Here is a 22533-nt window from a genome sequence, read left to right as displayed (position 1 = left end):
TGGGGGCAGCCGGACGATCGCAACTCTGATGAGCAAGAAGCAACGCCCATCGCCCGTCGATTTGATCGAGGAGATGCAGAACGATCTTCCCTACGACGAACCGATCGACAAGAAGGACTACAAACGAGACCTCAAAACGCTCCAGATCGAACTGCTCAAGGCACAGCGTCACATCAAGGCTGTCGGACAGCGCGTGGTGATCCTCTTCGAAGGTCGCGATGCGGCGGGCAAGGGTGGATCGATCAAGCGCTTCCGCGAACACCTGAACCCTCGCGGCAGTGACCATGTGGCGCTGCCGAAGCCCAACGATGCCGAGGTGACCCAGTGGTACTTCCAGCGCTACGTCCCGCACCTGCCATCGGCCGGCGAAGTCACGATGTTCGACAGGTCGTGGTACAACCGGGCCGGCGTCGAGAAGGTGATGGGCTTCTGCACACCTCAGGAGCACGCCCTGTTTCTCCGCCAGGTTCCCGGCTTCGAGCAGTCACTCGTCGGCAGTGGGATCCTGCTCTTCAAGATGTGGTTCACCGTGTCGCAGGCCAGGCAGAAGCTGCGTTTCGACGACCGGCGCAAGGATCCGCTCAAGCATTGGAAGATTTCGCCCATCGACGAGGTGAGCGTGGAGAAGTACAGCGAGTACACCGAAGCTCGCAACGAGATGCTGCTCGCCACCGACACCCTCGTGGCGCCATGGACGATCGTCAACTCAAACGAGAAGCGGCGGGCCCGTCTTGGCGCCATCCGCAGCGTCCTCCACGCCCTCGACTACGAGCACAAGGACCACGACGTCGCCTGTGAGCCCGATCCACGGGTCGTGCGTACGGCCCATTCGGTGTTCATCGACAACTGAGCGGCTCGCCATGGGTGCTGTCACCGGAGCAACTGCCGCTGGCTGTGGTCATCCGGCGCGTCCTGCCTGGTGAATCGCTCCGATGCAGGCGATTCACCTCACCCCGCCTCCGCCAGCGCCTGCTGCAACTCGGGGATGAACACGGCATACATGCCGCGTAGATCGCCCACCTTGAAATCAAAAGCCTTGTCGTCGGGGTAGTTGTCTTTCACGAAGGCCGGACGGTCGGCCTTCGTGCCGTGGCAGGCCAGACAACTGGGCTCCACGTTGATGCGGCGGTAGTAGGTCACCCCGGCACTCTGTCCGGCGCCGGCCGGCTCCCACATGCCGGTGATCTCGGGATGGCGTTCCAGCAGATCGATCACCTGCTTCTCCTGAGGTCCGGCGGGAGCGTGATCGGGGTTGCGGGACTTGTTGGCCACCTGGCGCACCTGCCAGCCGTTCTCCCTGCCGATGGCCTTCGCCCGCATCCCCACCGGCTTGCAGACCTCCTGCATTGTTTGCATGGTGGGTTCCTCGCTGCGGCCCTCGAGCGTGGAGGCCAGCGAGACCCGCATCCGGTTGAGTTGCTCCATCTCGGCCACTGCTTTCGGGAGGCCGGCCTGCTCTCTCTGGGCGGCCAGGGCAGTGGGGGGAGCGGCGATGAGCAGCAGGGCGCCGATCACCACCATCAGCGTGCTGGCGGCGGCCAGCCCGATCAGCTCCCGCAAGCAATGGGTCAGGGCACGGCGTGGGGCCGCAGCGCATGCAAGGGGAGGGGAAAGGAGAGTCATAGCGAGTTCCGTGACGCGAAAGCGATGGACTGGGGCAAGGCTCAACCGAGAAAGGGCCTGGATCAGGTCCAGGCCCCGGCCATCAGCGAAGCGGCTGGGTGGGGGTCAAAGTCCCACTAACCGATCGCCGGAGCGCTGAGCGCCACGGGGGTGCTGGCGGTGGTGGCCAGATCGAGGGGGAAGTTGTGCACGTTGCGCTCGTGCATCGCCTCGATGCCCAGGCCACCTCGGTTGAGCACATCGGCCCAGGTGTTGATCACCCGGCCCTGGTGGTCGACCACCGAGTGGTTGAAGTTGAGGCCGTTGAGGTTGAACGAGAAGCTGGCCACCGCCAGGGCCGCGAACCAGATCCCCACCACGGGCCAGGCGGCCAGGACAAAGTGGAGGCTGCGGCTGTTGTTGAAGGAGGCGTACTGGAAGATCAGGCGACCGAAGTAACCGTGGGCAGCCACGATGTTGTAGGTTTCCTCCTCCTGGCCGAATTTGTAACCGCGGTTCTGGCTCTCGGTTTCCGTGGTCTCCCGCACCAGTGAGCTGGTCACGAGCGAGCCGTGCATGGCCGAGAACAGGCTGCCACCAAACACGCCGGCTACGCCGAGCATGTGGAAGGGGTGCATCAGCACGTTGTGCTCGGCCTGGAGCACCAGCATGAAATTGAAGGTGCCGGAGATGCCCAGCGGCATGCCGTCGGAGAAGGAGCCCTGGCCGATCGAGTAGATCAGCAGCACGGCGGTGGCGGCGGCCACTGGTGCGGAATAGGCCACGGCGATCCAGGGGCGCATGCCGAGGCGGTAGCTGAGTTCCCACTCGCGGCCCATCCAGCAGAAGATGCCGATCAGGACGTGGAAGATGATCAGCTGGTAGGGCCCGCCGTTGTAGAGCCATTCGTCGAGGCTGGAGGCGGCCCAGATTGGGTAGAAGTGCAGGCCGATGGCGTTGCTGGAGGGGACAACCGCGGCGGTGATGATGTTGTTGCCGTAGAGCAGGCCGCCGGAGACGGGCTCACGGATGCCGTCGATGTCGACGGGTGGAGCGCCGATGAAGGCGATCAGGAAGCAGCAGGTGGCGGCAAGCAGGGTGGGGATCATCAGCACACCGAACCAGCCCACGTAGAGGCGGTTCTCGGTGCTCGTGACCCAGTCCTTGAAGGAGTCCCAGGGATGGCCGCGCCTGCGGCTGAGGGAGGTGGTGGTCATGGGATGACAACGACTGGACAGGGATGGGGCGGCGATGGCATCGACCTGAAGCCGAGCGCCATGCCTGCATCCTTCTACAACGCTACCGTTGAAGCAGTCTTAGTGCTTGGATGGGACATGCGTATCTCTGCTCATTGTTCGCGGGCCCTGTTCCGGGTCTGTCTGGTCCTGGTGCTGGCTCTGGGCTGGTCAGCTCCGGCGGCAGCCACCGAGGTGATGGGCAGCTGGCGGGTCGTCGATGATGCCGGGCGAGGCTGGGGCCTGAGCCTGTTCGAGCAGCCGGATCCTGCCTTTCCAGCGGGCTGGCGCCTCCGCCTCAATGCTCATGCCCCCGGTGTGGCCGCCGATCATGGCCGGCTCCTGCGCCTCCGCGATGGTCTGGGCGGTGTCTGGATGCTGGAGAACCGCAGCGAAGAGATGGTGCCGCCTGGTGCGGCAGCGATCTCCGCCGGCTCAGCCCAGTTCGATGCCGCCGGCCTTGATCCCAGGCCCAGTGCTGTGGCGCCCCTGCGTCTGGAGCTGCCGCTCGGCGATGGCGACACCACTGGGCTGACCCTGGGGAACACAGTGGTTCTGGCCCTGAGGGGTCTGCCGTAGCAAAAAAAAAGAGGTGGGCCTACCACAGCCCGCCCCTCGGAACGTCTTACAAAATGTAACGCCTCCGGCGGGATCGTCGTGGATTTCCCTAACGGCAATTTCTGCTCAGCGTTCTGAGACCCTCTTCTCATCTCCACACGCGCTCCAGCTCCGGGCCCTGCTCGAAGCTCCGCCATGGATGGCAGGCCTAGGTTGGTGCGGTTGCTTCGGGGGCTCGCCTTGCCCTGGTTCGTGAAGCTGGAGCAGGGACTGGTCGATCGTGCCCATTTCGACGCCCACCTGCGTGCCCACCTCGACTGGGTGGCCGACCTGCAGCGGCGTGGTCACCAGCCCAGCAGCGGCTACTGGCGCGAGTGCAAGGGCATGAATGGCGATGGAGCCGGCGGCATGTTGCTCTTTCAGGCCCGTGACTGGCAGGAAGCCGAGTCGATCGTGCAGAGCGATCCTCTGATCCGCTCCGGTTGCGTCAGCTGGGTGCTGCACGAGTGGCGAGTGGTGGCAGGTGCGATCCCGGAGGACGCTCAGGCTCCCTCCCGATGGTGATCCTCTCGATTGCCAACACGATCAGCGACCTGATCCAGGGGGATGTGAACGAGCACATGCCCCTGGAGCGCATTCCTCTCGAGGGCGATGTGCTCGGCCTGGGCACCACCACCAGCCTCGACAACGGTGAGCTCACCTTTCTGCACCAGCCGGGGGCTCCCCGCACCCATCTCTACAAATGTCAGGCCCTCGATGGCGGCATCAGGCGGCTGCGCCCCGCCGATGGGGCCTCCCACTTCCCTTATGTGTGCTTCAGCGGCGATGCCAGTGCCCTGCGCCAGCCGGTGGATCTCTCCGGGCTGGGGCCCAGTGCCGGGGTGCCGCTGCAGGAGCTGGTGAGGCAGGCGATCGCCGGCGCGATCGCGGCGGGCCGGATGGAGCCGGCGCCGATCGTGGGGGTGCGATTGCGGGCCACCTGGAGCAGCCTGGTGATCACGGTGGCCTCCAAGCTCTGCATGGGCCAGCGACGCCGCAACGCCGATGCCCTGGATCCGGATGCGGCGGCGAGCCTTTACTCCAGCCTTCAGCACTACCGCCTGGCGCCGCAGGATCCCGGCGATCCGGCCGATCCGATCCACTACCTCGGCCGGAGCCTGGAGTGGGATTGCTGCGGCTTCTGGGACACCCGGCCCGAGAGCGGACGCGTGACCGTGCCGGCGGCGGGCGCCCATCTTCACCTGCATGGCTGCAGCAGCGACCTGCGCCACGGCGGCCATCTGCACCATGAGCATGCGGGCACCCGGCTCTTGAGGCTCGACTCCCTGGCCCTCTACCCCCTGCGGGAGCTGCGCAGCCTCGGCTCCGATCTGGCGGTGGAGCGTGCGAGCCACTCCGCTGGTGTGCTGCGGTTCGCCATCACCAACCGGGGCAGCCTCGATGTGAGCGATGTGGGGGTGGCCGTGGTGATCGACGATCGCTACAGCGGTCACCACTACCTGCGCCTGCCCTGGCTGGCCGCCGGCGCGGAGGAAGCCTTCGCCCTGAAGCTCGAGCTCGCGCCCGGAACCCATGAACTGCTGGTGCTGGCGGATCCCGAGCGACAGGTGCTCGAACCCCAGGCCCAGCAGAAGAACAACCGGGCGCGGCTGCAGGTGCTGATCTGAGCTCAGATCAGCCTGGACCCACTGGCCTGTCGGCGCTGGCTGGGATCGAACACCGCCGCGATCGTGCGGATCAGCCAGCGGCCCACCTCCGTCACCTCCAGGCTGTTGGCACCGAGGCGCACCAGTCCGTCGGCTTCGAGGGTCTGCAGGTCGGCCCATTCGCTGGGGAACAGGCGCTGGGCCTCGAGGGGCTGCCCCAGGGCGATGGTGTCGAAATCGACCGCGAAGCGGCACATCAGGCTCTGGATGATCGTGCGCCGCAGCAGCACCGCGGGATCCCGCACCACCAGGCCCCGCTCCACCGGCAGGAGGCTGTCTTCAAGCGCCTCGACATAGCCCTTCAGCGTGCGCTGGTTCTGGCTGAACAGGTTCTGGAACTGACTGATCGCCGTGACGCCGATGCCGAGCAGGTCGCGCTCGCCGCCGGTGGTGTAGCCCTGGAAATTGCGGTGCAGCCGCCCCTGGCGCGCCGCCAGCGCCAGGCTGTCGCTTGAAAGGGCGAAATGGTCCATGCCGATGGCGTCGTAGCCGTCGCCGGTGAAGGCCCCGTAGGCGTGCTGCAGCATCCGGATCCGCTCCCGCTGGCTGGGCAGGTCGTCGGCGGCGATCCTGCGCTGGAGCGGCAGCTGCTCGGGCAGGTAGGCGAAGCTGAACAGCGATACTCGCTCCGGCCGCAGCTCCTGCACCAGGGCGATCGTGCTGGCGAACCGCTCGGGGGTCTGCAGCGGCAGCCCGCAGATCAGATCGACGTTGACGCTCTCGAAGGCCGCCTCCCGCATCCACTCCATCGCCTGGCGGAGTTGCTCCACCGGCACGATCCGGTTCACGGCCGCCTGCACGTGCGGGTCGGCATCCTGGATGCCGAAACTGATCCGGTTGAAGCCCAGCCGGCGCAGGTTCAGCACCTGATCGCGGCTGAGGAACTCCGGATTCACCTCGATCGAGGCTTCCAGATCCGGAGCGAGATCGAAGTGCTCCCCGATTAGCTCCCAGAGCTGGCCCTGCTCCTGGGGGTTGAGGTAGTTCGGAGTGCCGCCGCCCCAGTGCAGCTGTCCCAGCCGCCGCCGCTGGCCCGAGGCCTGGGTCACCAGGGCAAGCTCCCTGGCCAGGGCCTGCAGGTACGGCCCCACCACTTTCGAGCCGGCCTGGGTGGTGATCCGGTTGCAGCCGCAATACCAGCAGGCATGGCGGCAGAAGGGAACATGCACGTACAGCGACAGATCCGCCGTGGTCGGTTGCCGCAGCTGGCTCACCAGATCGACCGGACCGACGCCGCTGTGAAAGGCGGCGGCAGTGGGATAGCTGGTGTAGCGGGGAACGGGCCTGTCGTACTTGACCAGCAGGGGGAGCAGTTCGGGCTGGGACCTGGTGGGGGCCGTGAACGTCATCTTGGGGACCGGGAGTTCGGGGGGTGGTTCTTTGGGGTTTGGCGGGTTATCCCAGCTCGGCCAGCAGGCGCTGGGTGTCGTGGAAGGCGACCACCGCTTCATCCAGCAGCTCCGCCTCCTCGGCCTCGCTGAGCTCGAGCTGCTCCATGGCGTCGTGGAGGGCCTGCTTGAGTTCCTCGATCGGCCGCTCGAACCGCCAGAAGCGCAGGCAGGGCAGACCATGGGCGGCCAGGATCGTGTTGGCCTGCTGGGCGAGCTGCTGCCCGCCGGAGAGATCGCCGCCGTAGCGCACATACACATGGGCCAGGAAGCGGTGTGGCTCCTGCTGGGCGAGGGTGTGCAGGTGCTCCAGCCAGGCCGCGGCTGCGGCCGAGGGCCCGCTGGCTTCGATGCCGGCCAGCATGGCGACGTCGTGGCGCAGGGCTTCGCTGCGGTTGAGGGCACTCCAGGGGAGGTTTGGCGCACCGAGGGCGGCGGTCAGTTCGGGACCGCGTCGCTCGATCAGCGTGTAGGCCGGGCCGAGGGCGCGGATCAGGGCCGCCAGCTGCAGGGGGCTGGCCTGGCCCGCGAGCAGGGCCCTGGAGAAGGTCATGCCCTCGGCCCGGTGATGGGCGGCGCCGATGCGGCCATGCAGGCGCCGGACCCTGGGGCCGAAGCCCTGGCGGGCCGCGGCATCAGCAGGACTGGCGTGGTCGGAGATGCCCTGGCCTGAGACGGCGACGGGGAGGGTGGTGGTCATGGCGGACGGTGCCGGTGGGACGGCGATGGCCCAGGAAACGGAGCGGGCTTCGCTGGGCTCACGATATAACGCTACTGTGGTTACGTTGGCTCGTCTGGATGTCGCGTGACGTTTTCGTTGCAACGTCCGGATCCATGAAGCCCCCACGGGTGGCTGGCTGCACGGGCGGGCGGGGAGCTTGCCAGCCAAAGCCCCTCTGCCGCCCCTGGGTGCACCTCGTTGAAGCCCTCAGGGGACCGCGCTCACACCTGGTCACAGCAGGGTGACTGGGTGTCATCCCACAGGCACAGATCCCAGCCAAGGTGTGGGGGTACAGCCGCTCTCCGCCGCCGCGAAGTCTCCCGGAATGCTGCAGACCGTCCTGCGCCGGATTCCAGTGCCGCGACCCTCCGAGCCGCCTGGTGCTGATCCGGTGCAACCCCGGGCGTTGCTGCGTTCGCACCCCCGCTGGCTGATCGCTGCGGCCCTGCTGATGACGCTGGGCCTGGCCGGCGGCGGCTGGTTGATCTGGCAGCAACGGCAGACGCAGGCCAGGCAGGCTCAGCTGGCGGCTCAGACCGCGCCGGTGGAGCGCCGTGAGGTGATCCTGAAGGTGACGGCCGCAGGCTCGATCCGCCCCACCACACCGGTGAACATCAGTCCGAAGCAACCCGGGCGCATCGCGGTATTGACTGTGGATCAGGGGGATCAGGTCAGCGCCGGTCAGATCCTGGCGCGGATGGACGCCAGCAACCTGCGCGGCACCCTGCTCAGGGCCCAGGGAACAGTGGCGGCCGCAGCGGCGAATCTGCACAAGCTGGAGGTCGGCAACAGGCCCCAGGAGATCGAGGAGGCCCGGCGCAATCTGCAGGCGGCCGTGGCCGAGCAGATCGCGGTGGGCTCCACCTACCGCAGCAATCTCCAGCTGTATGGCTCCGGGGCGATCGCACGGGTGACGTTCGATGCCAGCCGCTCGGCGTTTCTTGCCAGCGAGGCACGGGTGAGCGCCCTGAAGGCACACCTGGACCTGGTCCAGGCGGGCAGCCGCGCCGAAGACATCGCGGCGGCCCGTGCTCAGGTGCAGCAGGCGCGGGGTGATCTCGCCTCGATCGAAGCCCAGCTGGAGGACACGGTGATCCGCGCCCCCTTCTCAGGCGTGATCACCCAGAAGTACGCCGACGTGGGGGCGTTCGTGACGCCCACCACCTCGGCCAGCGCCACCAGTTCGGCCACCTCCTCGTCGATCCTGGCCCTGGCCAGCACCTTGGAGGCGGTGGCCAACGTGGCGGAAGTGGACGTGGGTGCGATCCGGCCCGGCCAGCCGGTGGAGCTGCAGGTGGATGCCTTCCCTCGCCAGGTGTTCAGGGGGACGGTGCGGCTGGTGGCCCCGGAAGCGGTGGTGGAGCAGAACGTGACCAGCTTCCAGGTGCGGATCGCCCTGGCCGATGACGCCCACGGCAAGCTCCGCTCCGGCATGAACCTCACGGCCAACGTGCTGGTGGGCCAACGGCCCGGTGCCCTGTTGATCCCCACACCAGCGATCGTGAGCGAACGGGGCGGCACCGGGGTGATGGTCCCCGGCGATGACGGCCGCCCCAGGTTCCGCCCCGTGCAGGTGGGAGCCACGATTGGCACCCGCACGGAAGTGGTGGGCGGCCTGACGGAAGGCGATCGGGTCTACGTGTCGTCGCCGGGAGGGCGCCAGCCCAACAGCCGTCCGGTGACCGGCTCCTCGCCCTTCCAGCAGCCCCGCGGCCAGCGCCGGATGCCGCGCTGATGCGGCCACCCCTCCAGGCACAGCCGCGCCCGCACCCGCGCCCGCGCAGAGGCGGTGATCTGGCCGAAACGATCGCGCTGGCCTGGTCGTCGCTTCTGGCCAACCGGATGCGCTCCGCGCTCACGATGCTGGGCGTGATCATCGGCATCGGGGCCGTGATCAGCATGGTGACGATCGGACGCGGCGCCCAGCTCCAGACCGAGAACCAGTTGAAATCACTGGGCTCGAACCTGATCTTTGTGCAGAGCGGCGTGGCGGCCGGTGGCGGTCCCGCCTCGCGGGGAGCAGGCTCGGCCACCACGTTGATCTGGGCGGACGCCAAGGCGATCGCCGCCTCCATTCCGGCCGTGGCGGAGGTGGCCCCGAACCTGAGTCAGCGCACGCAGGTGGTGCTGGCTGAGCGCAACACCAACACCACGGTCGTGGGCAGCACTCCGGGCTACGTGACGGTGCGCGACTTCCTGCCCCTGAGCGGGCGGTTCTTCAACGAGGCCGAACTCGCTCAGGCTGCCCGGGTGGCGGTGCTGGGGCAGACCGTGGTCGACAGCCTGGGGCTGACAGCCAGCAGCGCGCTCGATCGCACAATCCGCATCCGCGGCGAGACCTTCACGGTGATCGGCACCCTGGAATTCAAGGGCAGCACCGGCTTCCGCGATCAGGACGATCAGGTGTTGATCCCACTCACCACGATGGCGTCGCGCATCGTGGGGGTGAACACCACGGCAGGCCTCTCCGTGCAGAGCATCGCCGTATCGGCGCGCTCGGCCGAGAGCATGGATGATGCTGAATATCAGATCACCAATCTTCTGCGGCTGCGCCACCGGATTGTGCCGCCCCGCGACGATGATTTCTTCATCCGTAACCAGGCCGATCTGGTCAGTGCCTCTAACGCCGTGGCCAATGTGTTCACCGCGTTGTTGGGGGGATCGGCCGCCATCTCCCTGCTGGTCGGGGGGATCGGGATCATGAACATCATGCTGGTGTCGGTCACCGAGCGCACCCGCGAGATCGGCATCCGCCGCGCCATCGGCGCCCGCTGCACTGACATCCTGCGCCAGTTCCTGATCGAGTCCACCGTGCTGTCGTTGGCAGGCGGGCTGCTGGGGGTCCTGCTCGGGGTGGTGGCGTCGCTGGCGATCAATGCGGCTTTCGGCTGGAGCAGCGGTATCGCTCTCGATGCAGTCGGTTGGTCGCTGGCCTTCTGCCTGGTGATCGGGGTGTTTTTCGGGGCCTATCCCGCCAGCAGAGCCGCGCAGCTCGATCCGATGACGGCCCTGCGCAGCGACTGAACCATGCTGCAACTGCGCCGGATCACGAAGGTGTATCGCATGGGCGATCTGGACGTGCCGATCCTGCACGGCATCGATCTCACTGTGCTGCGCGGCGACTACACGGCGATCGTGGGCACCTCCGGCTCCGGAAAGTCCACCTTGATGAACATTCTCGGCTGTCTGGAGCAGCCCACCAGTGGCCATTACTACTTCGATGCTCGCGACATCACCCGGATGAGCGACAACGAACGCACCGACATGCGCAACACCCAGATCGGGTTTGTGTTCCAGCAGTTCAACCTGCTGCCGCGCCTCACCGCCCTGCAGAACGTGATGCTGCCGATGGTCTATGCGGGCTATCCACGGGCCGAGCGGCGGGAGCGGGCTGAAGCGATGCTGGAGCAGGTGGGGCTCGCCGATCGCCTGGCCAATCGCCCCAATCAACTGTCCGGAGGGCAGCAGCAGCGGGTGGCGATCGCGCGAGCGCTGGTGAACCAGCCCGAGCTGCTGCTGGCCGATGAACCCACGGGGGCGCTGGATACGCGCACCGGCGCAGAGGTGATCGAGCTGATCTCGGGACTCCACGCCAGCGGCCTCACGATCGTGCTGGTGACCCACGACCCCTCGGTGGCCCGGAACAGTGGACGGATCATCCAGCTCCAGGACGGTCGGATCATCGCCGAACAATCACCAAGCCACGTCGGCGGGGGCATCCTGGGTTCAGCACCAGGAGAGCTGCCATGACCGCCACCCCGACTCCGTTCCCGATCGATCTGGGTGCCTACCAGAAGCTCAGTCTCGACCCGGCCCGGCCCGACCTCAGCGCCAGCGAGCGGGAGGCCCTGAGCGCCAACATCCAGCTCTGCCGCGACGCCATCATCTTCTTCACGGCCACCGGCGCGGCCCGGGGGGTGGGCGGCCACAGCGGTGGGCCCTACGACACCGTGCCCGAGGTGATGATCCTCGAGGCCTTCTTCCGCGGGGCCCCCGAGCGGTTCCTGCCGGTGTTCTTCGATGAGGCGGGGCACCGGGTGGCCACGCAGTATTTGGTCAGCGTGCTGCGCGGGCAGCTGCCGGCCGATGCGCTGCTGCAGTACAGGGCCGCCCATTCGCGTCTGCCGGGCCACCCGGAGCTGGGCCTCACCCCCGGGGTGCAGTTCAGCTCCGGCCGCCTCGGGCACCTCTGGCCCTTCGTGAACGGCGTTGCCCTGGCCCATCCCGGTAAAGCCCTGTTCTGCCTCGGCTCCGACGGCGCCCAGCAGGAGGGCGATGACGCCGAGGCGGCCCGCTTCGCGGTGGCCCATGGGCTGAATGTGAAGCTGGTGATCGACGACAACGACGTGACCATTGCCGGCCATCCGTCGCAGTACCAGCCTGGCTACGACCTGGAGCGCACCCTGGCCGGCCATGGCCTGACCACCCTCAGCGGTGACGGTGAGGACCTCGATGATCTGCATGGTCGCCTCTGCCGCGCCATGGCCAGCGATGGCCCGGTGGCGGTGATCAACAAGCGTCCGATGGCGGTGGGGATCGAGGGGCTGGAGGGCTCCACCCACGGCCACGACGTGATCCCGGTGGACCTGGCGATCGCCTACCTGGAGAAGCGCGGTCAGGAGGCGGCGGCCAGCTACCTCAAGGGCCTCGTCAAGCCAGCCAACCCCGCCACTTTCCTGGGCTCAGGCCAGCGCCTGGAGGCCAACCGCAACGTGTTCGGTGATGCGGTGGTGGAGATCCTGGGTGCGATGACGCCCGAGATCCGCAAAGACACTGTGCTGGTGGTGGACAGCGACCTGGAGGGTTCCTGCGGCCTGGCCCAGATCCGCAAGGCCCATCCGGAGATCTTCGTGAGCGGCGGCATCATGGAGCGGGCCAACTTCTCCGCGGCCGCGGGCTTTGGCATGGAGGCCGGCCGCCAGGGGATCTTCGCCACCTTCAGCGCCTTCCTGGAGATGATCATCTCCGAGGTCACCATGGCGCGCCTGAACGGCGCCAATGTGCTGAGCCACTTCTCCCATGCCGGCATCGACGACATGGCCGACAACACCTGCCATTTCGGTCTCAACAACGTTTTCGCCGACAACGGCCTCGAGGAGGACAACACAACCCGCCTCTATTTCCCGGCCGATGCGGCCCAGATGAAGGCCTGCGTGAAGGCCGTGTTCAACGACCCGGGCCTGCGTTTCATCTTCTCCACCCGCTCGAAGGTGCCCAATCTCCTCGATGCCGAAGGTGCCGATCTTCACGGTGAGGGCTACATCTTTGAGAGCGGCAAGGATGAGCTGGTGCGGGAGGGCAGCGCCGGCTATGTGGTGAGCTTCGGCGAGTGCCTCTACCGCGCCCTCGATGCGGTGGAGCGGCTGCGGGCCCAGGGCCACGATGTGGGTCTGATCAACAAACCCACCCTGAATGTGGTCGATGAAGCGATGCTCGCCAAGGCGGGCGCTTCACCCTTCGTGCTGGTGGTGGAATCCTTCAACCGCCGTACCGGTCTGGGCTGCCGCTACGGCACCTGGTTGCTGGAGCGCGGTTTCACCCCCCGCTACGGCCACCTGGGTACCCACAAGGAGGGCTGCGGTGGACTCTGGGAGCAGTTCCCCCACCAGGGCCTCGATCCCGACGGGATTATCAGCCACGTGAAAGGACTGCTGGGCTGAGGGGCTTCTCCACCGGCAGGGGCTGGTTCATGGCCGCGCGGGCCTGCATCCAACGCTCGGATTCGGGCATGGTGCGGCAGTCGTCGAACCAGGGACCGCCCAGGGTGTAATGCAGCACCTTCGGCTCGGGCGGCAGCTCCTGCACCCCCACCAGCACGTTCCATGCGGGGGGGAGTTCGCCGATCTCCGCGTCGGGCAACCAGCGGAACTGGTGCAGTTCCAGCCCCGTGGCGCTGTTCACGAACTCCGGGGTGAGGGCCCGGCAGCGCCCGCAGTTGAACAGCATCACCGACGACCAGTTCTTGCGGCCGTAGGGCGTCTGGGGCATGCCCTGGAATTTCAGCCCCGGCGCGCAGTCGTGGTGATGCTTCACCACCTGCACGGCCATGCGCTCGTCGCGCAGGGCCCAGAGCTCGGCGATGTCGCCCAGGCAGAGCATGTCGGCATCGATGAACAGGGCCCAGCCCCGGTAGCCGGCCAGCCAGGGCACCAGGAAACGGCTGAAGGAGAACGCGGTGCTCTGCTTCGGGTCAGGCTCCCGCGTGTACACGCCCTTGAGCTGATCAAGGCGCACCTGGGCGATCTGGATCGGGATGCTGGCGTGGGCCTGGAACGATGCGCTGAGCACGTTCACGGCCACCTCCTCGCGGGGGTCGTAGCCGATGAACACGCGTGCCGGCTCAAAACCGTGGGGGTCGGGGGTCATGGAAGAGTCCGCTCACTCCAGAGGGGTTGGGGAATGTCGCCCGGTGCTTTGTTCAGAACCGGGCGAGGCGCACCCGGTCGGCCAGTCCCAGCCGACGCAGCAGCAGGATGTGCCACCAGGTGGGATCAAGCTCCCACCACGCCCAGCCCATGCGGGCGCTGCTGGGTTGGGCGTGGTGGTTGTTGTGCCAGCCCTCGCCGAAGGTGAGCAGGGCCACCCACCAGGTGTTGCGGGAGTTGTCGCCGCTCGGGTGGCTCACGTAGCCCCAGCGGTGGGTGGCGGAATTCACCAGCCAGGTGGCGTGATAAACCAGCACCAGCCGCAGGGGGATGCCCCAGAGCACCAGGGCCCAGCCGCCGGCGCCGCTCCACTCCCCCAGCCCGTAGAGGGCCAGGCCCAGGGGCAGCTGCAGGAGCAGAAAGCGGCGGTTCAGCCACCGGTAGTACCTGTTGCCCTGCAGGTCGGGTGTGAGCCGGGGGACGCTGCGGGCGGCCGGAACCTCCCTCAGCATCCAGCCCATGTGGCTCCACCAGAAGCCCAGATTGCTGTTGTGGTGATCGGCGGGATCGTCGGAATGGAGATGGTGATGGCGGTGCAGCCCCACCCAGTCGATCGGACCCTGCTGGCAGCTCAGGGCACCGCAGGTGGTGAACACCGCCTCCAGCCAGCCGGGCACCCGGAAAGCCCGGTGGCTCAGCAGACGGTGGTAGCCGAGCGTCACCCCCACACAGCCTGTGAGCCAGCCGAGCACCAGCAGCACCACCACGGCGGTGGGGCTCCAGAAACGCGGCAGCAGGGCCACCAGCGCCAGGGCATGGATCGCCGCCATGAACAGCACGATCTGCGGCTGAGGGCGCAATCTCGCCGGTTGCACAGGGATGCCCTCAAGCCTGGAAGGAACGCCTGTCGTCATGCGTGCCGCTGATGCCGCGGAGCTCATCCTGCCGAAGCCGGAACCATCGGCTGCAGGAACTGCTCAAGCAGCAACGCGCCGAAACGCAGCCGCCTCCCCAGCTGCTGCAGGGGGCCGGCGCCTTCGGCCTTGCCGGTCTGCAACGCCCGGTGGCAGGCCACCATCCGGTCGCGCAGCTCCAGGTACCGGCTGCCCTCCAGATCGAACACCCAGGGGAAGGAGCGACGGGCGGTGCGGTTGGTCTGGCGCATCACCTCCGCATCGAAACCGGCTGGATCCATGCCCAGGATCCGGTAGAAATCGCCCCGCTCACACACCGTCAGGCTGTGGGTGAGAAACACGCTCCAGAGGAAAAAGCGGCTGAGTAGCCGTCCGCGCAGGCCCTGGCGCAGTCCGGGCCAGCAGCGGATCAGCATGTTGAAGATGTCGCCGTGGCGGTTCTCGTCCTGGCACCAGGGCTCGAAGAAATCGAACAGCGGGGCGAAGTTGTTGTCCGGGTTGGCCTTGAGATGGCGGTCGATCAGGATGTAGCGCCAGTAGCCGATCTTCTCGGAGAGAAACACGCTGTAGAGCACCCAGCTGAGTGGGAACCAGGTGATCGGCCGACGGGTGCTGAGCTTGGGCAGATCGAGCGTGAGACCCTCGGCCACCAGTGCCCGATTGAGGAAACCGGCATGGCGGGCCTCATCCCGTGCCATCAGCTGGAACAGCCGTCCGAGCTCGGGGCGCTCCGCCTGGAAGAGGCGCCTGGAGAGTTCCTTGAACAACAGGAACCCCGAGAACTCCGACACGCAGGAGCGGACCAGGTAGCTCTCATAGGCCTGCTTTTCTTCGGGGCTGAGGTCCCTGAGCCGATCCAGCGGCGCTTTGCGATCGAAGTGGTCGCGGTTGTAGTCGGTCTCCATTTCGTTGAGCATCGCCTCGAAGGCCGGTCGCTGGCCGTTGAGGTCGGTGCGGGCCGCTTTCTCGATCTCGGTGGTGTAGAAGCGCGGCGTGAGCAGGTCCTCGCGCAGGTGCGGGGTGGTGGCCGGGGCTGCAGTGGCGGTGGTCATCGGCAGGCGGGCGCTCTGACGCGAATTGCATAACGACAACATGATACTGCGAAACACCGTCTCTGCATTCCATTGTTTTCGCTGCAGCGCGCTAAAGTTTCGTTGCAGCCAGTGCCTCCGCCTGACTCCGCCGCCATGGAAGCCCTCGCCGACTACTTCAAGGTCTTCTCCGAGCCCAACCGCCTCACGGTGCTGGAGGCCCTGCGCCCTGGGGCTCTCAACGTCACCGCCGTGGTGGAGAAGACCGGCCTGAGCCAGGCCCTGGTCTCGAAGCACCTCAAGCTGCTGATGATCGCCGGTGTGGTCCGCCGCCGCCCCGAGGGCAGCCTTGTGTTCTACGAGGTGATCGACAAAGGGGTGTTCCGGCTGATGGCCCAGGCCGAGAAGCTGCTGATGGCGGCTCGCCGCCAGCAACTCGACGACCTGGCGGCGATCTTCTGATGTCTTCCACTGCCACCCCGCCCCCGCCGCTGCCCGCTTCGATCGAGGAGTTGCGCCAGGCCCTCTCCAGCGGCCGGCGCACGTTCATCGGTCTGCGCCTGCCCGATGCCGACGGACTCCACCTCGATCTCTCCGGCTGCGACCTGAGCCAGGGCTGTTTCCGCGAGGCGCGCTTCGGCCATGCTTCCCTGCGCCAGGCCAGCGTGGAGGGCGCCAGCTTCCAGCAGGCCCTGATCTGGGGCGCGGATCTCTCCGGCCTGAAGGCGGCGGGCTCCAGCTGGCAGGAGGCCGACCTCTCGGGATCCCGTCTGCAGGGGGCCGATTTCAGTGGTGCTCTGCTGCACCGCTGCTGCCTGCGCGGGGTGGTGGCCGCCGGCAGCCGCTGGCGCGGGGCCCGGCTGGTGGAGGCCGATTTCCGGCCCGGGCTCGATCAGCACACCGATCTCGGCGGTGCCGACTTCGAAGGGGCCGACCTCAGTTATGCCCAGTTCCAGGGCGCCCAGCTGCGCGGCGCCAGCCTGCGAGGAGCCTGCCTCTACGGCGCCAACCTGCGCGAGGCCGATCTGGCCGGTGCCGATCTGAGCGGCTGTGACCTGCGCGACTGCCAGCTGGGCGGCAGCGATCTTGGCGGCGCCTGCCTCGAGGGTGCCCGTCTGCCCGCTGGCAACTCCGGGTGCGCCTGAAGCTGCGGCCCCCGGTGCCCGGCTCTGCTGGTGATGGATCGGCGCAGCCAGAGTCAGAGGGTCCGTGGTCCGGGGCTGGCGAGCTGCTCCCCAGAGCTCGCGGGCACGATCACCGTGATCAGGGACCCCACGGCGGGATCGGTGGTGGTGCGGATCTCGGCCTCGAGGCTCAGCAGGGAGCCATCGGCGAGCTTCAGCCGCAGCGCTGTGCGCTGGCCCGTGCTGCCTGAGCCCGCCAGGGCGGCTGCGGCCAGGGTGCTCAGCGACTGGGGATCGGCCGGAGCCGAGAGCAAGTCGGCATGCACCCCCACGAGGGAGGTCTGGTCATGGCCTGTGAACCGGCAGAAGCTGGCATTGGCCTGGATCAGGCGCAGGCCCTCATCCAGAACCGCCACACCGATGCTTTGGGCGTGGAAGACGGTTTCGAAGATGGCGGAGAGATGTCTGGACTTGCTCTCCAGGACTTCAATCCCGCTGACATCGGAGAGCGTGCCGACAATGAAGCCATCCTCGGCGTCATGCACCACCCGGCAAGACTCGGCCACCCAGAGGCTTCGGCCGTCCCGGGTTCTCATGCGGTAGCGGACCGACCAGTGGAGTTGGTTGAGGTCGCGGGCCACTCGAACAGAGGCGCGATCGTCTGGATGAATGGCCGCCTCCAGCAATCTGGGCTGGTCACAGAGTTCAGCGGCGGTCCATCCCGTGATGGCCTGAATTCGCTGGCTGGCATAGAGCAGGTGCTGCATGGTTGGATCCCACTTCAGGACGGCCTGCTCCAGCGCATCGGTGAGGTTGGAGAACTCACTCAGGGAGGCCTCCGCTGCTCGTCGCAGGGCCACAAGTTCGGACACATTGGTGAGCGTGACGATGGCGCCCAGGCGCCGTCCATCATGTTGCTGGTAAGGGAGGATCTGGATCAGATACGAGACCTCTTCACTGCTCGCCTCGATGCTCTGGCGCAGCTCTCCCCTGATCACCGCCAGCAGCGCCTCCTCCAGGCCGGGAAGCGGCAGGGTCGTCGGTATGTCAAGCAGCGGCTTGCCATGGTCGGAATGAACAAGCCCGAACACCCTCACCGCCAACGGGCTGTAGCGGAGGATGCAGAGATGGCGATCAACAATGACCATGCCCTGGCTCAGGGAGTTCTGGATATTTTCCAGATCCGTGTTCATCTGTTCGAGATCGTCACTGCGTGCGCGCAGCTGTTGGTTGAGGGTTCCCAGCTCCTCATTCGTGGCCTGAAGCTCTTCGTTGGAAGCTTCCAGTTCTTCATTGGAAGACTGCAGTTCTTCCGAAGAGGCCTGCAGTTCTTCCGAAGACGCTTCAAGCTCCTCGTTGACCTGCTCAAGTTCACTGAGGGATCGACGCAAGTTGTTCTGACTGCTCAGTAACTCTTGCTTCAGGCGCTCAAGTTCCCGATCAAAAGCTTGACCAGGAAGAAGGCCCTGTGGCCGGGAAATGGCGACGCCAGTGGTACTTTCGGCTGTCTCAAGAAATGTGAGCAACCACAGGTTCCGCTCGCCTACCTGAAAAGGCTTCACCTCCAGATGAATGGGATTGGTTCTGCCTTCAAGCGGCAGGCCTGCACTCCTGATCGCCAGCCCATCAGCTCGCGTCAACAGGAACAACGCCCGTGCTTCCGACTGAAGTTCCGGCAGGAGAAAAGCGGTCGCTGCAGCGCTGACGCGACCCTCGGGAAGGCGGCAGAACGGCGTGACATCCCCGATGACCTCAATCAGATCATGATTCTCATCCAGGACCAGGCAGGGCTTGCTGATCAGCCTGATCAGTGACTCCAGCAGCGCCACGTGCTGCTCCGGCACCGACTCCCGCAGGCTGGCCACCCTCTCAAGCGGGGCGTAGGCGATGGGACCCCGTGGCACTGGCAAGGCCAGGGAGTGCAGTGGCCGCCGGCTTCCCTCCGGGGTTCGCATGTAAATGCGCTGCTCCGGATCCAGGAGCTTGAAGCCTGGCGTGCGGCTTGCCAGCGACTCGGAGCTCCCCAGAAAGAGCAAGCCACCAGGCACCAGACCGAAGCGGAACAGGTTCAACACACGCTCCTGCATCGGAGCGGTGAAGTAGATGAGGGTGTTGCGGCAGGAGACCAGGTCCAGCCTGGGGAAGGGTGGGTCTGCGCCGACGTCATGACGGGCGAAGACGGTGCAGCTGCGCAGCTCTTCCGTCATCTCCAACTCGGTTTCCGTTTCGATCACGAAGCGTTCACGCAGGTGATCGGGGATGGCCTTGGCCTCAGAAAGCGGGTACACCCCACGCCGGCACACCGACAGGCTGACGTCATCGAGGTCGGTGCCGAAGATCTTGATCTGGGAGGCCAGATGGGCGGGATGGCCCAGGACCTCGCTGAGCAGCATGGCCAGCGAGAACACCTCCTCTCCGGTGGCGCATCCAGGCACCCAGATGCGCAACGGCTCGGTGCTCTTGTGCTGCCCGACATACACCTTCAGGTGGTCGCCAAGGGCTGTGAAGGCCTCGGGGTCGCGAAAAAAGGATGTGACGCTGACCAGCAGATTCTGCACAAGGGCGCGAGCCTCACCAGGATCGGAGGAGAGCAGCTGCAGATAGTCATGAAGGGTTGTGATCTGCTTGCTCTGCATGCGCCGTTGAAGTTGGCGAGTGAGAGTCGACTCCTTGTACTGGCAGAAGTCGATTCCGGTGGCTTGCTTCAAGTGCTCAATCACAGAGCTCAGCAAGGCAGGGGCGGGAGCCGGCTTCGATCCATCGATCGAGATCCCCCCTTGGCTGATCCACTCGCCGATCTTCAAGCCGATGGCGCTCGCCTCCAGCACCAGATCCGCGCAGCCAAGACTGATGGCTGCCGTGGGCATGGCACTGAACTTGGCACTCTCCGGTGCTTGAGCCACGGTCAGGCCTCCAGCCGCACGTACGGCTCGCACGCCCCGAGCCCCATCGGCACCGGTTCCTGAGAGCACGATGGCCAGGCTGTGATCACCCCACTGATCAGCAATCGATTCGAACAACAGATCGATGCACGGACTCGGTCCGAACCGGGGCATGGGTGTGCTGAGTCTGAGGTGATTCCCCTCCACCACCACATCATGATTGGGAGGTGCGATCGCAATCACATCGGCCTGGAGTTCTGCGCCATCAGTCGCTGCTACCACAGAAAGCGTGGTGGAGTGGGAGAGAAGATCAACGAGGAGGCTGGGGTGATCCGGAGAAAGATGCTGGGCCACGACATAGGTCACACGGCCAAGCGCCGTCAGATGTCTGCTCAACTCCTGCAGCGCCTCCAGCCCTCCTGCAGAAGCACCGATCCCTACCACGTAGTCGATGCCGGCCGAAGAAGGGCTGACGGATCCGGCTGGCAACGTGGGCTCTTGGGCGACTGGTTCAGGCTGCCGACCGGTTGATCCCTGCACCCGCCTGATCCTCCCCTGCTGCCCGTGGATCAAGGCTAGTCGCCCCAGTACGCCTGGAGTCGCTGATCAAGCTGAGGCTCACGCTGTGCCGCCCTGCCTGTCTGCCTGGGTACAACTACTCATTCGCCTCAGGCTATTCCAGGCTAGTAATGATTGGATGGGCCGTGAGCAAGGGTTCCACGGTGCTTGCTGATTCGCTTGCTGATTCGCTTGCTGATTCGCTTGCTGATTCGGATGACGCGGTCGTAGCCTGGTGTTGTCCATGGTTCTCGGAGGAATCAAGAAACACTTGAGCACTGGTCTATTCAGGCAGAACTGTTAACCCCGTCGTGTCTCCATCCTGATCCACTCGCTTGGTGGCCTTCATCATCCCATTCTTATTCAGGGGCCATCCCCTCGCACGATCCTGTGAATCTCTCTGTCGCGTCTGCTGAGACCCGTTCAGGGTTCGACGCACATCCAGAGGCAGCCTCTCTGGCCAATCCTTTCAAGCGTCACCTGGGACTGGTCGGTGACATCAATGACAGTGCAGACTTCTTTCGCAGGGTCCTGCCTCCCAGCAGGCTGAAGAGTGCTGACCCGGAGATCGATTGGTGGCACTATGGCCGCCTCTCACGGCTTGGCTCGATTGTGCTGGGCGCATCGATTCTGCCACCCGTGCAGATTCTGGTTGCGGAACAGTTCGGCTTGTCCGTCTTTCTGGGTTATGGGGGTGAGCAGGAGATTGAGCAGGCCTCACGCCATTGGATCTGTCGCCTCGGCACCTGCCTGATTCTTCCTGGCCAGGCCCTGTCGATTCAGAGCAGCCTGTTCAGTGGCCTGACCTTTCATCTCGACAGCCGGCGCATCCTGCAGACGGCAACCGTGATGGCTGGCCTCGCTCAGACACCTGATCCCTGGGTGAAATCGGTGCATGAGACATTCGGCTGGGAGCCATCAAACGAACCTTCCCTGGCCACGCTTCTGGCCATGCTGAAGCAGTCGATCGTGATGGCGGATCTGCAGGCCGACTCCAGTCAGAGTCTGGTGGACCGGCTTCAGCTCGATGACCTGATCTATCGGCTGCTTGCCGCCATGATCTTCCCCGAGCTGCGCGAAGACACCTCCTTCGAGCGCCTGACCCAGAGAATTCAGGCCGGGCGCGATTCGTTTGATGAACTTCTTGACTTCATTAAATCAAATCTGACTGAACCACTGAATCTGACTCAACTTGAGCAGCACAGTCATTATTCACGCCGAGCCCTTCAGTACACGTTCCGTGAGCGACTGGGCTGCACGCCACTGCAGTGGATCCGAAACCAACGGCTTGAGGCGGCCCGGCAGAGGCTCCAGAATCCGTTGCCAGGCGATAACGTGGCAAGCATTGCAACCGGTTGTGGCTACCGAACCCAGAGCCTGTTCAGTGTTGACTTCCAGCAGCGTTTTCACGTGAGGCCTTCCCAGCTGCTGCGCGAAGCCCGCTCATCCAGGCCACGCTAGGGACTGTCCGCTCCGGTTGACACCATGGCTCCGCTGCCTTCCGAACCCGGAGAGTCCCTCAACCCGGCGGTGGGGATTCAGCGGCAACCTCACCCTCGCCAGCACCAGCATCGGCCGGGTTCTGTCGCCGCCTTTCGCTGGAGCGTGATCCTCAACAGTGGCCTCTCAGGGCTGCAATTGGTGATCGGGATGGCCTTCGGCTCCCTGGCGCTGATCGGCGACGCCGTCCACAACATCGGCGATGTGGCCGGGCTGCTGTTCGGCTGGGGGGCCGAGCGGCTGAGTTCCCGTCCGGCCACGCCCCGCTTCACCTACGGCTTCGGGCGCAGCACCCAGCTGGCGTCGCTGGTCAACGCGGTGCTGATCCTGATGGCGGCCGCGGTGGTGATTGTCGAGGGTCTGCAGCGGCTGCTCCATCCCGTGCCGGTGGTGAGCACGCCCGTGGCCTGGGCGGCGGCGGCCGGCATCGTGGTGAACCTGCTCTCGGCGCGGCTGTTCGGCGATGACCACAGCCACGATCTCAACCGCCGGGCAGCGGTGGTGCATCTGCTCACCGATGCGGCGGTATCGGCGGCGGTGCTGATCAGCGCGGTGCTCGTGGGGATCACGGGCTGGAGCTGGCTGGATCCGATCACGGCGATCGGGGTGGGCCTGGTGGTGGCCCGAAGTGGCTGGGAGTTGCTGCGGGAGGCCCTGGTGGTGGCCCTCGATGCGGTGCCCAGCGGCATCAACCTCAACGAGGTGGATGGGGCCCTGCGTTCCCTGCCGGCGGTGGAGGAGGTGCATCACCTGCATGTCTGGGCGATGAGCACCTCCCAGAACGCCCTCACCGCCCATCTGATTCGTCAGCCTGGATCCGGCAATGACCTGGACCTGCTGCATGAGGCCAAGCGGCGACTGGCCCGGATCGGCATCGCCCACAGCACCCTGCAGCTGGAACCCCCCGCGGCGGCATCACCGAGCTCAGGAGCGCCGGAACCCGAGTGAC

Annotated in this window: 20 protein-coding genes; 12 read left to right on the top strand and 8 right to left on the bottom strand. The window is 66.0% G+C overall.

The genetic code is table 11. The features are described 5' to 3' along the window. Positions 1-28: 28 nt before the first annotated feature. Entirely contained in the window at positions 29-850 is an 822-nt protein-coding gene (gene ppk2 / locus KQ297_RS05095) for a polyphosphate kinase 2 (protein ID WP_259738457.1), read from the top strand. Positions 851-948: 98 nt separating this feature from the next. Here the strand turns inward: ppk2 and KQ297_RS05090 are convergent, their stop codons facing one another. Next, a complete protein-coding gene (locus KQ297_RS05090; protein ID WP_259738456.1) occupies positions 949-1560 on the bottom strand; it encodes a DUF3365 domain-containing protein in 612 nt (203 codons plus the stop codon). A gap of 179 nt (positions 1561-1739) precedes the next feature. Continuing rightward, a complete protein-coding gene (gene psbA, locus KQ297_RS05085) occupies positions 1740-2819 on the bottom strand; it encodes a photosystem II q(b) protein (RefSeq protein ID WP_259738455.1) in 1080 nt (359 codons plus the stop codon). Between the two features lie 117 nt (positions 2820-2936). On the opposite strand from psbA, the gene KQ297_RS05080 reads away from it, so the two are divergent. The 3 genes from KQ297_RS05080 to KQ297_RS05070 all read left to right on the top strand — a co-directional run bounded on the left by KQ297_RS05080 (position 2937) and on the right by KQ297_RS05070 (position 5062). Further along, a complete protein-coding gene (locus tag KQ297_RS05080; protein ID WP_259738454.1) occupies positions 2937-3416 on the top strand; it encodes a DUF3122 domain-containing protein in 480 nt (159 codons plus the stop codon). A 219-nt stretch (positions 3417-3635) separates the two neighbouring features. Beyond that, positions 3636-3959 carry a YciI family protein gene (locus tag KQ297_RS05075; protein ID WP_259738453.1) on the top strand — a complete coding sequence of 108 codons (324 nt, stop codon included), beginning with the start codon at positions 3636-3638 and terminating at the stop codon, positions 3957-3959. After that, positions 3953-5062 carry a CARDB domain-containing protein gene (locus tag KQ297_RS05070; protein ID WP_259738452.1) on the top strand — a complete coding sequence of 370 codons (1110 nt, stop codon included), beginning with the start codon at positions 3953-3955 and terminating at the stop codon, positions 5060-5062. Before KQ297_RS05075 ends, KQ297_RS05070 begins: the two co-directional genes overlap by 7 nt. A 2-nt stretch (positions 5063-5064) precedes the next feature. Here KQ297_RS05070 and hemN read toward each other — a convergent pair whose 3' ends face one another. Together hemN and KQ297_RS05060 are read right to left on the bottom strand one after the other, a co-directional pair. Continuing rightward, positions 5065-6450 (bottom strand): oxygen-independent coproporphyrinogen III oxidase, encoded by a 1386-nt coding sequence (hemN, locus tag KQ297_RS05065; protein WP_259738451.1) that lies wholly within the window; start codon positions 6448-6450, stop codon positions 5065-5067. Between the two features lie 46 nt (positions 6451-6496). After that, positions 6497-7189: a biliverdin-producing heme oxygenase gene (locus KQ297_RS05060; protein ID WP_259738450.1), complete on the bottom strand. Its 693-nt coding sequence runs from the start codon at positions 7187-7189 to the stop codon at positions 6497-6499. Between the two features lie 346 nt (positions 7190-7535). On the opposite strand from KQ297_RS05060, the gene KQ297_RS05055 reads away from it, so the two are divergent. The 4 genes from KQ297_RS05055 to KQ297_RS05040 are packed head-to-tail and all read left to right on the top strand — an operon-like array spanning position 7536 to position 12870. Further along, complete coding sequence (locus KQ297_RS05055; protein WP_259738449.1) at positions 7536-8945, top strand: efflux RND transporter periplasmic adaptor subunit; 1410 nt, start codon at positions 7536-7538, stop codon at positions 8943-8945. Continuing rightward, positions 8945-10234 carry an ABC transporter permease gene (locus tag KQ297_RS05050; protein WP_259738448.1) on the top strand — a complete coding sequence of 430 codons (1290 nt, stop codon included), beginning with the start codon at positions 8945-8947 and terminating at the stop codon, positions 10232-10234. The genes KQ297_RS05055 and KQ297_RS05050 overlap by 1 nt, the downstream gene beginning before the upstream one ends. 3 nt (positions 10235-10237) lie before the next feature. Next, positions 10238-10960: an ABC transporter ATP-binding protein gene (locus tag KQ297_RS05045; RefSeq protein WP_259738447.1), complete on the top strand. Its 723-nt coding sequence runs from the start codon at positions 10238-10240 to the stop codon at positions 10958-10960. Further along, complete coding sequence (locus tag KQ297_RS05040; RefSeq protein WP_259738446.1) at positions 10957-12870, top strand: transketolase C-terminal domain-containing protein; 1914 nt, start codon at positions 10957-10959, stop codon at positions 12868-12870. The genes KQ297_RS05045 and KQ297_RS05040 overlap by 4 nt, the downstream gene beginning before the upstream one ends. Here KQ297_RS05040 and KQ297_RS05035 read toward each other — a convergent pair. Genes KQ297_RS05035 through acsF form a run of 3 tightly spaced genes read right to left on the bottom strand, consistent with a single transcriptional unit; the run spans position 12842 to position 15541 of the window. Then, positions 12842-13576 (bottom strand): hypothetical protein, encoded by a 735-nt coding sequence (locus KQ297_RS05035; RefSeq protein WP_259738445.1) that lies wholly within the window; start codon positions 13574-13576, stop codon positions 12842-12844. The genes KQ297_RS05040 and KQ297_RS05035 overlap by 29 nt on opposite strands. A 52-nt stretch (positions 13577-13628) precedes the next feature. Then, the gene (locus KQ297_RS05030; RefSeq protein WP_399251216.1) at positions 13629-14489 is read right to left on the bottom strand and encodes an acyl-CoA desaturase; all 861 of its coding nucleotides are present in this window, start codon (positions 14487-14489) and stop codon (positions 13629-13631) included. 23 nt (positions 14490-14512) lie between these two features. Then, positions 14513-15541 carry a magnesium-protoporphyrin IX monomethyl ester (oxidative) cyclase gene (gene acsF / locus KQ297_RS05025; RefSeq protein ID WP_259738444.1) on the bottom strand — a complete coding sequence of 343 codons (1029 nt, stop codon included), beginning with the start codon at positions 15539-15541 and terminating at the stop codon, positions 14513-14515. Between the two features lie 135 nt (positions 15542-15676). On the opposite strand from acsF, the gene KQ297_RS05020 reads away from it, so the two are divergent. Both KQ297_RS05020 and KQ297_RS05015 read left to right on the top strand, forming a co-directional pair. Further along, positions 15677-15982, top strand: coding sequence for a helix-turn-helix transcriptional regulator (locus tag KQ297_RS05020; RefSeq protein WP_259738443.1), 306 nt, complete (start codon positions 15677-15679; stop codon positions 15980-15982). Further along, entirely contained in the window at positions 15982-16665 is a 684-nt protein-coding gene (locus KQ297_RS05015) for a pentapeptide repeat-containing protein (RefSeq protein WP_259738442.1), read from the top strand. Before KQ297_RS05020 ends, KQ297_RS05015 begins: the two co-directional genes overlap by 1 nt. Positions 16666-16718: 53 nt before the next feature. On the opposite strand, the gene KQ297_RS05010 is transcribed toward KQ297_RS05015, so the two are convergent. Further along, positions 16719-20015, bottom strand: coding sequence for a chemotaxis protein CheB (locus KQ297_RS05010; RefSeq protein WP_259738441.1), 3297 nt, complete (start codon positions 20013-20015; stop codon positions 16719-16721). Between the two features lie 738 nt (positions 20016-20753). Between KQ297_RS05010 and KQ297_RS05005 the strand changes: the two genes are divergently transcribed. Both KQ297_RS05005 and KQ297_RS05000 read left to right on the top strand, forming a co-directional pair. Continuing rightward, entirely contained in the window at positions 20754-21545 is a 792-nt protein-coding gene (locus tag KQ297_RS05005; RefSeq protein WP_259738440.1) for an AraC family transcriptional regulator, read from the top strand. 24 nt (positions 21546-21569) lie between these two features. After that, the gene (locus tag KQ297_RS05000) at positions 21570-22532 is read left to right on the top strand and encodes a cation diffusion facilitator family transporter (RefSeq protein ID WP_259738439.1); all 963 of its coding nucleotides are present in this window, start codon (positions 21570-21572) and stop codon (positions 22530-22532) included. Position 22533 lies beyond the last annotated feature (1 nt).

The sequence above is a fragment of the Synechococcus sp. CS-205 genome, assembly GCF_025128255.1.
Classification (GTDB): Bacteria; Cyanobacteriota; Cyanobacteriia; order PCC-6307; family Cyanobiaceae; genus Regnicoccus_A.
The sequence above is the reverse complement of the archived record's forward strand: the minus strand, read 5'-3'. Positions and strand labels throughout refer to the sequence as shown.

Bases quoted from the DNA above. Each gene is read 5' to 3' on its own strand.
- hemN (WP_259738451.1), bottom strand. From the start codon at position 6,450: ATGACGTTCACGGCCCCCACCAGGTCCCAGCCCGAACTGCTCCCCCTG.
- KQ297_RS05055 (WP_259738449.1), top strand. From the start codon at position 7,536: ATGCTGCAGACCGTCCTGCGCCGGATTCCAGTGCCGCGACCCTCCGAG.
- KQ297_RS05045 (WP_259738447.1), top strand. From the start codon at position 10,238: ATGCTGCAACTGCGCCGGATCACGAAGGTGTATCGCATGGGCGATCTG.
- KQ297_RS05040 (WP_259738446.1), top strand. From the start codon at position 10,957: ATGACCGCCACCCCGACTCCGTTCCCGATCGATCTGGGTGCCTACCAG.
- KQ297_RS05080 (WP_259738454.1), top strand. From the start codon at position 2,937: ATGCGTATCTCTGCTCATTGTTCGCGGGCCCTGTTCCGGGTCTGTCTG.
- KQ297_RS05000 (WP_259738439.1), top strand. From the start codon at position 21,570: ATGGCTCCGCTGCCTTCCGAACCCGGAGAGTCCCTCAACCCGGCGGTG.
- KQ297_RS05015 (WP_259738442.1), top strand. From the start codon at position 15,982: ATGTCTTCCACTGCCACCCCGCCCCCGCCGCTGCCCGCTTCGATCGAG.
- acsF (WP_259738444.1), bottom strand. From the start codon at position 15,541: ATGACCACCGCCACTGCAGCCCCGGCCACCACCCCGCACCTGCGCGAG.
- KQ297_RS05060 (WP_259738450.1), bottom strand. From the start codon at position 7,189: ATGACCACCACCCTCCCCGTCGCCGTCTCAGGCCAGGGCATCTCCGAC.
- psbA (WP_259738455.1), bottom strand. From the start codon at position 2,819: ATGACCACCACCTCCCTCAGCCGCAGGCGCGGCCATCCCTGGGACTCC.
- KQ297_RS05030 (WP_399251216.1), bottom strand. From the start codon at position 14,489: ATGACGACAGGCGTTCCTTCCAGGCTTGAGGGCATCCCTGTGCAACCG.
- KQ297_RS05035 (WP_259738445.1), bottom strand. From the start codon at position 13,576: ATGACCCCCGACCCCCACGGTTTTGAGCCGGCACGCGTGTTCATCGGC.
- ppk2 (WP_259738457.1), top strand. From the start codon at position 29: ATGAGCAAGAAGCAACGCCCATCGCCCGTCGATTTGATCGAGGAGATG.
- KQ297_RS05050 (WP_259738448.1), top strand. From the start codon at position 8,945: ATGCGGCCACCCCTCCAGGCACAGCCGCGCCCGCACCCGCGCCCGCGC.
- KQ297_RS05020 (WP_259738443.1), top strand. From the start codon at position 15,677: ATGGAAGCCCTCGCCGACTACTTCAAGGTCTTCTCCGAGCCCAACCGC.
- KQ297_RS05070 (WP_259738452.1), top strand. From the start codon at position 3,953: ATGGTGATCCTCTCGATTGCCAACACGATCAGCGACCTGATCCAGGGG.